Genomic DNA, 13,622 nt, shown 5'->3' on the forward strand with positions numbered 1-13,622 from the left:
TCTTTTTACTTACTATTTGTTTTCCTTATAGTAATTGATCAATCCGTTGGTAGAGCTATCATGAGAGCTTACTGCTTCATTGTTCTCAAGCTCAGGAAGGATTTTATTGGCTAATACTTTTCCTAATTCCACCCCAAACTGGTCAAAACTGAAAATATTCCAGATTACTCCCTGAACGAAAATTTTATGTTCATACAAAGCGATCAGCTGACCTAATGCAAAAGGAGTTAATTCTTTGAATAGTATAGAGTTAGTAGGAGTGTTTCCGTGGAAGACTTTGAAATTAATCAGTCTGTCTATTTCTTCATCGGATTTACCTGCATTTCTCAATTCTTCTTCAACTTCTTCTTCCAGTTTTCCGAAGGCAAGTGCTTCAGTCTGAGCGAAAAAGTTCGCTAATAATTTATCCTGATGATCCGAAACTTTGTTTGGGCTTTTTGTATAAGCAATGAAGTCTGCCGGAATCAATTCTGTTCCCTGGTGGATCAGCTGATAGAATGCGTGCTGGCCGTTTGTTCCTGGTTCTCCCCAGATGATAGGTCCCGTTTCATATTCAACAAATTCTCCGTTTCTGTCAACACATTTTCCGTTACTTTCCATATCTCCCTGTTGAAGATATGCTGCGAATCTGTCCAGATATTGAGAATAAGGTAAGATTGCATAGGTTGTTGCTGCATAGAAATTACGATACCAGATTCCCAGAAGTCCCATTAATACGGGAACATTTTCCGAGAAATCGGCAGTCTGGAAGTGCTGGTCTGTATCAAAAGCACCTCTAAGAAGCTGCTCGAAGTTTTCATATCCTACAGAAAGGACAATGCTTAATCCGATCGCACTCCAAAGAGAATATCTTCCGCCTACCCAATCCCAGAATTCAAAAATATTTTCTTCTGCAATTCCGAACTTCTTAACTTCTTCAATATTAGTAGATAAAGCAACGAAGTGCTTTGCTACATCTTCCTGCTTTCCTGCTTTCAGGAACCAGTCTTTAGCTGAATTTGCATTGGTCATTGTTTCCTGAGTCGTAAAGGTCTTGGAAGCAATGATGAATAAAGTGGTTTCAGGATTTAAGTCTTTCACAACTTCTGCAATATGATTTCCGTCCACATTGGAAACAAAGTGAACATTTAATCTTGTTTTAAAATGCTTTAAAGCCGAACAAACCATCACAGGACCCAAATCTGATCCTCCAATACCGATGTTTACTACATCTGTGATCTCTTTTCCGCTGAAACCTTTATGCGTTCCTGAAATAATTTTCTCAGAAAAAGTTTTCATGTGTTCAAGAACTCTTTTGATCTGTGGTTTGATATTTTCTCCATCCACAAGAATCTCACGGTCTGAGAAGTCTCTTAACGCAGTATGCAGCACAGCTCTTCCTTCTGTTTCGTTGATTTTATCCCCGGAGAACATTCTGGAAATGGCATCTTTTAATTGACTTTCTTCAGCCAATTGTAATAAAAGATCCTTTGTTCTTGAATCAATTAAATTTTTAGAATAGTCAAAAAGATAGTTGTCCTTTTGCAGAGAAAATTCATTAAAACGGTTCGGGTTATATTGGAAAAGAGTTCTAAGATCAAAATCATTTCCACCGAAGTGTTCATCAAGTGCTTTCCAGCTGTTAGTTTGTGTTGGATTTATTTTTGATAGCATATTACAGAATTTTTATCGTTCAGAAAATCATGTATCGGATGAAAATTGCTCATAATCCATAATGATTTATTTCTGATTTGCAAATTTACGGAAAAATAAAACCTCAGATAAATTTGAAGATGATAAATAACGATTTTTTAAAAAACAAAACCTCAGAAAAGGTCTGAGGTTTTGGTAAAAGTCTTTTGTAACAGGTTTTTAGAATGTTATTCATCCATTTCATTCAGGATGTTTTCCAATTGTTTGGCGCTTCCTCCATAGATGTATTTTGTCCATAGAACAATGCTGGTTATCACTCCTAAAGTTCCGATCAATACTGCAATGATTAATCCCTGTTGATGAGAAGAGGTGAGTTCTGTTAACGATTTGCCTTCCTTTTCCATTGTATTATAGATGACCAATCCTATTGTTACCAGAAAATGGGGCAGCAATAAAAACCCGAAAGATTGGTATCGTTCCATATTCAGACGAAGTTCATGGTATATTTTCCAAAGGCTGTTTTTGGTGTTTCCGGTGTAAAGCTCCGTCTGTTTGTAAAATTTATAAAATCCAAACAGATAATATGAAGATATTACGACCATCATTGTATAAGATACATAATAAATAATGTACTGTGAGGAAGGGAATTGAAACTGAAGAGGAAAAAAAGCGATGAGAATAATGGCAAGAATCTGCATGGGAAATTCTCTTTTCATATTTTTCTGGATCTTTTCTATAGGATGTTTGCTTTCTTTTAACTGTTCTATGGTATCAGGAATATGGACATCGCTGTCTTCTTTATTCCACTGTTCTTTTAATTGATCAAAATTCATAGCCTGATTTTTTTATGATTTGTTGTATTTTTTCTTTTGTTCTGTTGAGTTTTACGCGGGCATTGCCTTCACTTAGACCCAGGTTGTTTCCAATTTCTTTGTGTGACATTCCTTCCATGAAATAGAATATGACTGCTTTCTCTAAGGAATTCAGCTCCTGAACGGCACTGTAGAAAATTTCCAGCTGTCTGTCTTTGGTGGGATTGTAATCTTCCTGTAGTACCTCAAAATGATGAGGAGCATCTGTATGATTATTGGATCTCTGTTTTTCCTTTTTTAAATAGGTAATCGCAGTATTGATGGCAACACGATACATCCAGGTTGAGAACTCACTGTTCCCTTTGAAACTCTGATAGGATTTCCAAAGCTGGATAAGGATTTCCTGCTGAAGATCTTCCCGGTCTTCTACAGAATCTGCATAGATCCGCGAGGCTTTGTATAAAATACCTTTGTGCTGGTTGACGAGCTTTAAAAAAGCATTTTCAATTGGATTACTCACAATAATTTCATGGTTAGGTTATCGTTATAAACTTGTCACTGGTTTTACCGTATATCCCTTTGCTTTAAGGAGATTGATCAAGCCGTTTTCTCCCCAAAGGTGGCCGCTTCCTACGGCAAAGAAAGAACTTTGATTTTTCATCATTTCCGGCATTTTTTCTACCCATTTTTTATTTCTGTCAGTCAGTACAAGTTTTTCCTGTCTCTTATCCATGAATTTTGGATTTTTGATCAGCAGGTCCAATTCTCTTAAGTTTTCATTTTTAAATGCTTCCGTCATCTTTTTTGCAGCGACGGCATATTCATTGCCTAATTTCAACTGAGAGATCGTTTCTTTCAGGTCGTATGCCTGACTTATTGCATGAGTCTGATCATCTACTTTTTCCAGCCCGCTTACGCTTTTTTTATTCTTCAAAGCAGTTTTCAATAGTTCTATTTCATACATTTTCACTTCATTCTGAGGGCAGGGGATTGCTTTTGTAGCAACAAGAGAATATAAAGCAGTTGAGCTTTGAGAATCAACATTTTTAAGGTTTGTTCCATAATCAGTCAATATTTTGTCTAAATTTTTTGCTTCTTCAGGAGTCAGTTGTTCAGAGATCTTTTTATCTGCCGTCATCATTTTTTGGATTGAGGCCATTTCGTTTTGATCTGTATAATTGATTTCCATAACAAAGCTTTCCGACTTATTTAAAGCGTTCCAGACCTTAGGTTTTATTTCAAAATCTTTACTGCATAAGATATGAAAAGTCCCGGTAATATAGGAGGGTTTAGAAAGACCGTTTCCTGAAACCTCCCAAAGAAGGCTGTTTTCATTGTTTGTATTTGTATTTTGTGCTTTTGCGGTTATCGTGCTTATTGATAATAATGCAGCGAAACCAAGTTTTACTAAATTTTTCATATTATTAATTTTTTTGATTTTCTGTTCTTTTAAACAGTAGGTAAAGCAGGCATTACAATCGTTACAGTTTTTTTGAAAAAAAATAAAAACCTCCCGAAAACAGGAGGTTGTAAAATCTAAAATTATGATGATAACCAATTGGTTAGTAGAGTTTTTTTTGTTATATTTTCGTTTGTTCAGGTTTTGAAACTTTTCTTTTTCTTAGGAAATAGATCAAAGCCGCTGCAATCAATAGAATAGGCCAGATATTGATAAGAGCAACTATGATTCTCTGAATCAGATAAAAACCATAGACAAAACCATCTTTTGCATCATAAATGAAATTGTATTTATATTTATTATCAATGCTGGTGGTGTTAGTAACAGCAATTTCGGCAATACGTAAGTTAGGTTCCCTGATGTAAATATCAATAGTACTGTATTTCAAATTGTCTGTCATGTTCATACTCGCCAGCTTTTGAAGGTTTCCTTCAGACATATTCCCATCATCAAGCGTTACTTTATCTTTATTTGTTTTCAGCTTGCTGATATTCTCAGAAGTCTTTTGATTTCTTTTCCCTTCCAGTTCAGAATATTTAATGTTGGCCGTCACATCTTCCGCATTGATGGATCTTGAATTAAGAAATAATTTGTTTGTATTGATTGCTGTTAAAAGTTCACCCAGCTTTTCAGTAGGAATACGTACCTGCATTCTGTTCTCCGACTGATATTTTTTTACCAGCATAGCTTCTTCATTGGAAGTGTTGTAAGTATCTTCAGAAATTACATTACTCTGGAGATTACTATTGGTAACAAAGCCTCCAAGTTCCTGAACCGATTTTTCAATGGCGATGGTTGCATTATAAACATCTTTTACTTCCATACTGACATCTGCTGTCTTGATGAACTGTTTGTCTTTTACCTTCATATCAGCAACGGATGAAATACTGTCTGAAACAATAGCAGAGGCTGAATCTGTTGTAGCGTAGGCCTCAAGATCTGCTGAAGAAACTTCACCTTTTTTACATGAATAAATTCCTAATAAAAGAACGGCAGATAGAGATAGTTTAATGTAAGTCGTTTTCATAGCATTGATTTTTTGTTGTTTTCCTTGAGTCAAAGTTCAGTCAGGATCTTTTGTAATGCTTGAAAATCAAAAGTAAAAAACTTGTAAACGGAATATTCTGTTTTAATTGCTTGAAATATAGTGTTTTGTAAAACAGTGTGGAAGAGTGGTGCTTGCTTTCGGAGCAATTTTTGCTTATCTTTTACAAACCAAAACTACAATCTATCACTATGTCAAATACCTTTTCCAAAATCAGAAACGCAATAGGACTATTCACATCCATAGATTTTGAACAGTTGAGTGCCATTTCTCAAAAAGTGGATCTTCCAAAACTGATGCATAATTTCTCAAAACTGGATGATAAACAGCTTTCCGGGCTCATGAAAATGCTGGATCCGGAAAAGAAAAAGAAAGAACTTCCACCTATTGATGGTGACTTTTATGATATCTACCATACCCTTACTCCTGAACAACGTGAAATTCAACTTAAAGTAAGAGCTTTCATGGAAAAAGAAGTAAAACCTCTGGTCAATCATTACTGGCTTAGAGATGAATTCCCGTTTGAATTGATCCCGAAATTCCAAAAGCTTGATATCTGCGGTGTTACTTATGAAGGATATGGCTGTCCGGGAATGCCTTTCCTGATGGAAGGGGTTATTGCGATGGAGATGGCAAGAGTAGATGCTTCCATAGCTACCTTTTTTGGAGTGCAATCCGGGCTGGCAATGGGGTCTATTTACATCTGCGGATCTGAAGAACAGAAACAAAAGTGGCTTCCACAGATGCAGAAATTTGAAAAAATAGGTGCTTTTGGGCTTACAGAACCCGAAGTAGGCTCAGGAGCTGCAGGCGGACTTACCGTAACTTGTAAAAAGACACCGGAAGGGTGGGTACTTAATGGTCAGAAAAAATGGATTGGTAACGCAACTTTTGCTGACATAATCATTATCTGGGCAAGAGATCTGGACAGTGGCGAGGTGAAAGGATTTATTGTAGAAAAAGATAATCCGGGATATTCCGTAGAAAAGATCAAAGGGAAAATGGCTTTAAGAATTGTTCAGAATGGACTGATTACTTTAAAAGACTGCCTTGTAACTGAAGAAAACCGTTTGCAGAATGCTAACTCCTTTAAAGATACCGGAAAAGTACTGAGAATGACCAGAGCAGGAGTGGCATGGATGGCTACAGGCTGTGCGCGTGGAGCTTATGAGAGCGCCCTGGATTATACCCGAAAAAGAGAGCAGTTTGGAAGGCCTATTGCTTCGTTCCAGATGATTCAGGGACATTTGGTAGAAATGCTGTCAAACCTTACTGCTATGCAAACTATGGTGTTCCGATTGTCTGAAATGCAGGATGAAGGAATTTTAAAAGATGAACATGCTTCTCTGGCTAAAGTTTTCTGTACACTGAGAACAAGAGATATTGTGTCCAGAGCAAGAGAGGTGATGGGTGGAAATGGAATTCTGCTGGAGTACGATGTAGCCAGATTTGTTGCCGATGCAGAAGCTATTTACTCTTATGAAGGGACAAAAGAAATCAATTCATTAATCGTAGGGCGCTCCATTACAGGCTTTAGTGCTTTTGTGTAGATAGAGGATAGGTAGCAGAAAGCAGATAATAGGTTGTAGGCAATGAGACCTGCAACCTATTACCTGTAACCTTATGAAACTAAGTGTTTATATTTTTCCTTGTTATCAAGAATCATCCAAAGATTGATCAGGAACATCACTCCTGCAATTCCCATTCCCATTGGAGACTTATCCATCGTGAAAACGTGGGTGACAATTCCTACCATGACAGGCAAAATAACAATAGCTCCCAGCGCTCTCGTTTTTGGGAAAATAAATAATAGTCCGCCAATGACTTCTACGATACCTACTAATGGCATCAGCCAGCTGATTTCTCCAAAAGCGGTGAAAAGTTTCATTTGCTCCGGAGTAGGTTTCTCCATTGGCATATAATTAAAAAACTTGTTTAGTCCAGCATTAATAAACATAAGCCCAAACAGTAAGCATAAAATGAATTTTACTATTTTCATGATTGATGATTTTATATCAAATGTAAAATAAAAATAGGATATTTAGTATTTTTTTTAACATAAAATATGAAATCAATTGTTAACGTGCGTTAATTAATGCTTTTGTGTAATTTTTATTCTATATCTTCGGAAGGCAAATTAAAATTAATAAACCATGCTAAAAAATCTTAAAAAATTAAACCGTACGGATTTAAGAGAAATCCAAGGTGGTGGAGGTGTTGGAAAATGTGATATTGGACCAATTGGCTGTCCATGTAAAATTCCACCTGGAGATCCTTGTTTAGGTGGTCCCGGAGGAAATCCTGAAGGCCCGACTTATGGATATTGTCCAGACAATCCATCTTATATTTTATGTACAGAAACTTGTCCAAATGGAACGAGCCCTTTGTGCCCTCTTTCATAAAAAATAAAAAAGACTGTCTTGAAAAAGGCAGTCTTTTTATTTAAGTTCAAAGCTTTAAAATGATATTATTCATTAGTTATTGCTCATTATTCATGTCTTAGTCCATTTCCTTCAGCGTAATATTCTTGGAAATTTTATAACTTTTCTTCTTCTTTTGAGGTCTCGGTTCTTCCCCAAGCAATCGTCCCCAAGGTTTAAGATCATCCACTCTTTCACAGATAATTTTTATAATCGCAATCGCTGGTATACATAGGAACATTCCTGCAATTCCCCAGAGATGTTCTCCTAAAAGAATACCAATAAAGGAAAACAAAGCATTAATTTTTACTTTGGAGCCCACAACAAATGGCAATACAATATTTCCGTCTACGGCATGAATGGCGATATACCCCAAGGCAACATAAATACATGTTGATGGAGTAGAAGTTGCAAAAGCTATAAAACAGGAAATTAACAGTGAAATAAAGATTCCAAGATATGGAATAACGTTTAATAACCCGGTAAGAACCCCTAAGAGAATGGCATATTTTACTCCCAGAATCGTAAGGAGAACAGATGTTAAAACTGAAACAATAATTACCTGAAGAAAAAGCCCGAAGATATATTTCTTGGTCATGATACGAATTTCATTTACAGCTTCCTGTACGCTTGCCTTATGTCTTTCGTTGAAAACGGTAACGATGAAATTATTTAAAAGCCTTCTGTAATTCAAAATAAAGATAAAAAACAGGGTGAAAAAAATAATAAAGCCGAATCCCGTAGAGAAAATTCCAAAAGTAAATCCTAAAATTGCCCCTGAAGAAGATAAAAGTTTATTCAATCCCTGATTGATATAATCTACCTGTTCATCTACTTTCACATTGAATGTTTTGGAAACCCAATGCTGCAGGCCATTGAAAACAGTGGTGAACTGCTCACTGAGATGAGGAAGATCCTTACTGAAGTCCGATAACTGATTGGTAAAAAAGTAAATGATTCCGCCTAAAATAATCAGCATTATGAACACTGAAGTCATTGTAGACATGGATCTTGGAAATCTTAACTTTCTTTCCATAAAAGTAGCTGCAGGCAAAAACAACATAGCCATCAGGAAGGCAAGAAAAAACGGAGCTAAAATACTCTGTCCTAATGCCAGAAGATAGCCAAGACCCATGATAGAAATTACCACAAGTGTAAGCTTGACAAGGAAAGGAAGTCTAAGAAAATTCATAATCTAAAAATATGCAGTGTGGAATAAAAATAAGAAAACCCGTTTGAATTGAAAAATTTTTTAGTCAATCCTACAGGATTTTCTTCTATTGCATCAAATTTTATTCCATGCAGCCAGGAAAAGGAAGCATTTGTTTATAAAACAGAAACACGCTCTGATACTTAGAACGTGTTTCCTTATTGAGAAGTTAATATGTTATAAATTATTTTATTCTTCAATGGCGATGTCAATGACTTCTTCCATTCTGTTGACGTAATGTACTTTCAGATCTTTTAAATAATCTTTTTTGATCTCTTCAACATCTTTTCTGTTGGCTTCACAAAGAATAACATCTTTAATTCCGGCTCTTGTAGCGGCAAGAAGTTTTTCTTTGATTCCTCCTACAGGAAGTACTTTTCCTCTTAAAGTAATTTCTCCCGTCATTGCAAGGTGAGGTTTTATCTTCTTGTTTTTAAAAGAAGAAACCATTGAGGTAAGCATTGCAATACCTGCAGACGGTCCGTCTTTAGGAGTTGCCCCTTCAGGAACGTGTACGTGAATGTTTTTCTTATCCAGTTCCTCCTGAGGAATTCCCAGCTCGTCATGTTTAGCTTTAATATACTCTAAGGCAATGGTAGCAGATTCTTTCATTACCGTTCCAAGGTTTCCGGTCATCGTTAATGCTCCTTTACCGTTGCTTAAAATACTTTCAATATAAAGAATATCTCCTCCTACGCTTGTCCAGGCAAGACCTGTTACAACTCCGGGTACTCCGGTAATTTCTGATAAACTTTTCGGTCTTGGAACTCCAAGAATTTCATCTACTTTATCAATAGAAATTTTTGGATCATATTCTTTTACCAAAGCAGTCTGAAGAGCTACCCATCTTCCGACGGCAGCAATTCTTTTCTCAAGAGTTCTTACACCGCTTTCCGAAGTATGCGCTTCTATAATATGCTTAAGCTCTGCATTTCCAAGTTTGAATGATTTCGCATCCAGACCATTTTCTTCCTGCTGTTTTTTAATTAAATGCCTTTTTGCAATCTCGATCTTTTCCTCCAAAGTATAACCGGCAATCTGAATGATCTCCGTTCTGTCTAAAAGCGGAGTCTGTATTGTTGAAAGAGAATTGGCCGTAGCAATAAACATCACTTTTGACAGGTCATACCCCATCTCAAGGAAATTGTCATAAAAAGATTTATTTTGCTCAGGATCAAGAACTTCTAATAATGCTGAGCTTGGGTCACCGTGAAGGCCTTGTCCGATTTTATCAATCTCATCAAGTACGATTACAGGGTTTGAAGTACCGGATTTTTTGATAGACTGTAAAATTCTTCCCGCCATAGCACCGATATACGTTTTTCTATGTCCGCGGATTTCACTCTCGTCATGAAGACCGCCTAAGGATAACCTTACGTATTTTCTGCCCAAAGCATCTGCAATAGACTTTCCTAAAGAGGTTTTACCAACTCCCGGAGGACCTACCAGCAATAGAATAGGAGACTTCATGTTGTTTTTTAATTTCAAAACAGCCATGTGTTCCAGGATTCTTTTCTTGATATCTTCCAATCCAAAATGAGCCTTGTCAAGTACTTTTTCCGCCTTAGCAATATCAAAAATATCTTTTGTATACGTTTCCCAAGGAAGATCGGTAAAGAAATCCAGATAGTTTCTCTGTACATTATAGTCCGGAGAATTAGGATTCTGACGTTGCAGTCTGCCGATTTCCTTCTGGAAATGTTCCTCTACTTCCTTGCTCCATTTTTTTGTTTTTGCTTTCGCAATCAGATCTTCAACGTCGCTTTCAGGTCCTCCACCCAGTTCTTCCTGGATAGTTCTGATCTGCTGATTCAGGAAATATTCTCTCTGCTGTTTGTCAAGATCCTTTGAGGTTTTCTGATGAATCTGGTTTCTAAGTTCCAACTTTCTATAGTCCTCATGCATCATTTCGTAACATTGGTTAGCTCTTATCATCAGATTTTTCTCTTCAAGAAGCTTTTGTTTTGCTATTGAAGAAAAATTGGCATTGGTGCAGATGAAATTCAGAAGATCATCATTGTTATTGATGTTTTTGATCGCAAAATTGGCTGCATTAGGAATATTCGGGTCCAGTTCAATGATCTTTAAAGCAAGATCCTTGATGTTCTCAAGCAATGCATCATACTCCTCCTGGTTTTTGGGGCGTGTATCTTTTAATTTTGATATTTCTGCCTTGAAATAAGGCTGATTTTCAATAATCTTTTTAATCTTGAATCGGTGGAACCCTTTTGTGATCGCCGTAATATTTCCTTCCGGAAGCTTAATGATCTTGATGATCTTTGCCAATGTACCGGTGGTATAAATATCTTTTTCGCCAGGCTGCTCCATATCCGAATTTTTCTGGCTTACAATTCCAATGAAATCTCCGTTCTTCTGTGCCTCCTCAAGAAGCTGTATAGAGGTTTTTCTCCCGGCAGTAATAGGAATTACAACATTGGGGAACATAACCATATTTCTTACGGGAAGTATAGGGAATATTTTCTGTTCGGAATTTTTATCAGTCTCAGCGAAGTCGGAAAGATTGATTTCTTCAGTTACGATATCAAATCCGTCACTGATCATTTCTTCTAAACTAATATCTTCAAATTCTGTCATAGTCAATCGAATGACAAATTGTCATTTTCGTTTTTTATTTTTAAAGGGATTTTTTATAATATGCTCTGAAAACGTGTGGCATATTATAATATTCTAAAAATGCACAATACTTATGCCATTTGTTTTTTACTTAAAAATACGGTCAAAATTTCCTTTTTTAGATAATCTTTGCATTAAAAATCAAAATAAAGCAGTTCTGTTTCTGTAATTTCTTAAAAATGTGTATTTTCGCAAACTGATAAAAAACTATAATTTATAAAATGGCAATTTTAGGACAGATTAGGAGTAAGCCTTGGCTTTTAATGGGAGTAATAGCCTTAGCGCTTTTGGCGTTCTTGGTGAACCCGGATAGTATCGACAAGGTTTTTGGTAAGAATCCTGATGTTTTAGGAAAAGTAAACGGTGAGAAGATCACCCGCGAAGAGTTCAATGACCAACTTTTCGTGCTGCAGCAGCAGGCTGATCAACAAGGACGTCCGAAAAGCGGTCTTGAAGAGCAGGCTTGGCAGTTACTTGTACAATCTAAACTTATCAAACAACAGTTTGAGAAACTAGGCTTTGAAATGACTGATGATTATTTCTGGAACCAAATCCAGTACGATCAGATGTTTGCTCAGAATCAACAGTTCTTTGATGAGAAAGGTAACTTTAAAACTCAAGATCTTAAAAAAGAAATTGAAACATTAAAAAACACCAATCCTGAAGGATATAATCAATGGTTGAAAACTAAAAAGACGATTGAGTACAGACTAATGGCAAGACAGGTGTTTACCAATATTTCAGCAGGTATCACTACCGGTAAGAAAGAAGCAGAAGAATTGATGAAGCAGAGAGATCAGCTTGCAGATATCGACTTTGTGAAAGTGGATTATGCAGCGTATCTTCAGAAAACAAAGATCAATGTTACCACACAGGATCTTGCAGACTACATCAAGCAGCACCCTGTAATGTTCAAAGCTGAACCAAGCAGAAATATCGGTGTCGTATATTTCCCATCAAAACCTAGTGCAGCAGACGATGCAGCAGCCTTGAAAGAAATTACAAAATTATATTCAGGAGGTACAGATGCAAGCGGAGGTACTGAAAACTTCCAGAATACGAAAAACGATTCTATGTTTGTAATGGCAAATTCTGATGCGCCATTCAACCCTCAGTATATGAGTCCTGCTCAATTGCCTCCAACGATCAAAGATCAGATTACTGCAGCTGCAGTAGGCCAGACTTTTGGTCCTTATAAAGAACAAGACGTTTATGTAGTTTCTAAACTTGTAGGTAAAAGAGCTTCAGATTCTACTTTATCAAGACATATCCTTATTGCATTCAAAGGAAGTCCTGCGGGTGAAGGAGTAACAAGAACTAAAGAACAGGCTAAGAAATTAGCAGACTCTATCGGTGCTATCGTAAAAGCAACTCCAGCTAAATTTACAGAATTCCTTAAGCTTTCCAGCGATCCGAATTCTGCAGCTCAGGGAGGTAGCTTAGGATGGACAACTCCGGAAACACCTTTTGTTCCTGAATTCCTTGCTTACCTTGCAAGCAATCCTAAAGGAGCTACAGGAGTAGTGGAAACACAATTCGGTTACCATATCATCAATATTGAAGATAAAAAATCAGGATCAATGGGGTATAAAGTTGCTAACCTTGTGAAAGCAATTAAACCTTCAGATGCTACTGAGGCTGAATCAGACAAAAAATCAAGAAAATTCATTCAGCAGGTTCAAGGAAAATCTTTCAACGATTTCGTGAATATTGCTAAAAAAGGAAATTACCAGTTCTCTAATCCAAAAGCAGCAAAAAGATTTGAAGGTCAGATTCAGGGCTTAGGTACTGAAAAAGATGCAGAAATCCTTACATGGGCTTTCGATAAGAAAAGATCTAAAGGAGATACTGAACTATTTACTGTAGATGGAACGGGTGATAAAATTGTAGTGTATCTAAACGGAAAACAAGATGCAGGTCTTGCTGATCCGGAATCTGTAAGAGAGCAAATCGAAGTTATTGTTAAAAATAAATTAGCTGCAAAACAAATTTCTGATAAGATTACAGCAGCAAAAGCTTCCAGCTTAGATCAGGTTGCTAAATTATTTGCAGCTCCAAAACAGTCTGCTCAGGTAAATCTATTGAACCCTTCAGTTGCTGGTGCTATGGAACCAAAAGTTGCCGGTGCAGCATTCGGTGTTGCAAAAGGTAAGCTTTCCAATCCAGTTGAAGGAGGAACAGGAGTTTATGTTTTGATCAAAAAATCAGAAACAATCAACAAACAGCCTGGAGATCTTAAGCAGTTCACAGAGTCTCTTACTCAGAGAAGTTCCGGAATGTTCGGGCAGGCTTGGATGAAGAGTCTTCAGGATAATGCAGATATTGAAGATTTTAGAATTGAAATCTGGGGTAAACTTGGAAATCAGCAACAATAAGAAATTCATTTCAATGATATAAAAAGCGACAATTT

At 36.7% G+C, this 13,622-nt stretch carries 11 protein-coding genes; 3 read left to right on the forward strand and 8 right to left on the reverse strand.

The genetic code is table 11. The annotated features are described in order from the left end of the window. Positions 1 to 12: 12 nt before the first annotated feature. The 5 genes from pgi to FW780_RS20335 form a co-directional block, all read right to left on the reverse strand. Complete coding sequence (pgi, locus tag FW780_RS20315; protein WP_149835434.1) at positions 13 to 1,653, reverse strand: glucose-6-phosphate isomerase; 1,641 nt, start codon at positions 1,651 to 1,653, stop codon at positions 13 to 15. Positions 1,654 to 1,859: 206 nt separating this feature from the next. Continuing rightward, a complete protein-coding gene (locus FW780_RS20320) occupies positions 1,860 to 2,465 on the reverse strand; it encodes a hypothetical protein (protein WP_149835435.1) in 606 nt (201 codons plus the stop codon). After that, entirely contained in the window at positions 2,455 to 2,964 is a 510-nt protein-coding gene (locus FW780_RS20325; RefSeq protein ID WP_149835436.1) for an RNA polymerase sigma factor, read from the reverse strand. The genes FW780_RS20320 and FW780_RS20325 overlap by 11 nt, the downstream gene beginning before the upstream one ends. Before the next feature lie 24 nt (positions 2,965 to 2,988). Continuing rightward, entirely contained in the window at positions 2,989 to 3,864 is an 876-nt protein-coding gene (locus FW780_RS20330) for a TraB/GumN family protein (RefSeq protein WP_149835437.1), read from the reverse strand. Between the two features lie 160 nt (positions 3,865 to 4,024). Then, positions 4,025 to 4,930 (reverse strand): DUF4349 domain-containing protein, encoded by a 906-nt coding sequence (locus tag FW780_RS20335; protein ID WP_149835438.1) that lies wholly within the window; start codon positions 4,928 to 4,930, stop codon positions 4,025 to 4,027. A gap of 209 nt (positions 4,931 to 5,139) precedes the next feature. Here FW780_RS20335 and FW780_RS20340 point away from each other — a divergent pair, with 209 nt between their 5' ends. Next, positions 5,140 to 6,498 (forward strand): acyl-CoA dehydrogenase family protein, encoded by a 1,359-nt coding sequence (locus FW780_RS20340; protein WP_149835439.1) that lies wholly within the window; start codon positions 5,140 to 5,142, stop codon positions 6,496 to 6,498. Positions 6,499 to 6,569: 71 nt separating this feature from the next. Here the strand turns inward: FW780_RS20340 and FW780_RS20345 are convergent, their stop codons facing one another. Further along, positions 6,570 to 6,947, reverse strand: a complete 378-nt coding sequence (locus FW780_RS20345; RefSeq protein WP_149835440.1) for a DoxX family protein — start codon at positions 6,945 to 6,947, stop codon at positions 6,570 to 6,572. 154 nt (positions 6,948 to 7,101) lie between these two features. On the opposite strand from FW780_RS20345, the gene FW780_RS20350 reads away from it, so the two are divergent. Next, the gene (locus FW780_RS20350) at positions 7,102 to 7,350 is read left to right on the forward strand and encodes a bacteriocin-like protein (protein ID WP_149835441.1); all 249 of its coding nucleotides are present in this window, start codon (positions 7,102 to 7,104) and stop codon (positions 7,348 to 7,350) included. A 97-nt stretch (positions 7,351 to 7,447) separates the two neighbouring features. Here the strand turns inward: FW780_RS20350 and FW780_RS20355 are convergent, their stop codons facing one another. Both FW780_RS20355 and lon read right to left on the reverse strand, forming a co-directional pair. After that, the gene (locus FW780_RS20355; RefSeq protein ID WP_149835442.1) at positions 7,448 to 8,560 is read right to left on the reverse strand and encodes an AI-2E family transporter; all 1,113 of its coding nucleotides are present in this window, start codon (positions 8,558 to 8,560) and stop codon (positions 7,448 to 7,450) included. 207 nt (positions 8,561 to 8,767) lie between these two features. Beyond that, positions 8,768 to 11,173: an endopeptidase La gene (lon, locus tag FW780_RS20360; protein WP_149835443.1), complete on the reverse strand. Its 2,406-nt coding sequence runs from the start codon at positions 11,171 to 11,173 to the stop codon at positions 8,768 to 8,770. A gap of 260 nt (positions 11,174 to 11,433) precedes the next feature. Here lon and FW780_RS20365 point away from each other — a divergent pair, with 260 nt between their 5' ends. Beyond that, positions 11,434 to 13,587 (forward strand): peptidylprolyl isomerase, encoded by a 2,154-nt coding sequence (locus FW780_RS20365; RefSeq protein ID WP_149835444.1) that lies wholly within the window; start codon positions 11,434 to 11,436, stop codon positions 13,585 to 13,587. The last annotated feature ends 35 nt before the right edge of the window (positions 13,588 to 13,622 follow it).

It is taken from the genome of Chryseobacterium sediminis (genome assembly GCF_008386505.1).
In the GTDB taxonomy this organism is placed as follows: Bacteria; Bacteroidota; Bacteroidia; order Flavobacteriales; family Weeksellaceae; genus Chryseobacterium; species Chryseobacterium sediminis.

Coding starts and splice junctions, on each gene's coding strand:
- pgi (WP_149835434.1), bottom strand. CDS start 1,653: ATGCTATCAAAAATAAATCCAACACAAACTAACAGCTGGAAAGCACTT.
- FW780_RS20365 (WP_149835444.1), top strand. CDS start 11,434: ATGGCAATTTTAGGACAGATTAGGAGTAAGCCTTGGCTTTTAATGGGA.
- lon (WP_149835443.1), bottom strand. CDS start 11,173: ATGACAGAATTTGAAGATATTAGTTTAGAAGAAATGATCAGTGACGGA.
- FW780_RS20335 (WP_149835438.1), bottom strand. CDS start 4,930: ATGAAAACGACTTACATTAAACTATCTCTATCTGCCGTTCTTTTATTA.
- FW780_RS20340 (WP_149835439.1), top strand. CDS start 5,140: ATGTCAAATACCTTTTCCAAAATCAGAAACGCAATAGGACTATTCACA.
- FW780_RS20355 (WP_149835442.1), bottom strand. CDS start 8,560: ATGAATTTTCTTAGACTTCCTTTCCTTGTCAAGCTTACACTTGTGGTA.
- FW780_RS20330 (WP_149835437.1), bottom strand. CDS start 3,864: ATGAAAAATTTAGTAAAACTTGGTTTCGCTGCATTATTATCAATAAGC.
- FW780_RS20350 (WP_149835441.1), top strand. CDS start 7,102: ATGCTAAAAAATCTTAAAAAATTAAACCGTACGGATTTAAGAGAAATC.
- FW780_RS20320 (WP_149835435.1), bottom strand. CDS start 2,465: ATGAATTTTGATCAATTAAAAGAACAGTGGAATAAAGAAGACAGCGAT.
- FW780_RS20345 (WP_149835440.1), bottom strand. CDS start 6,947: ATGAAAATAGTAAAATTCATTTTATGCTTACTGTTTGGGCTTATGTTT.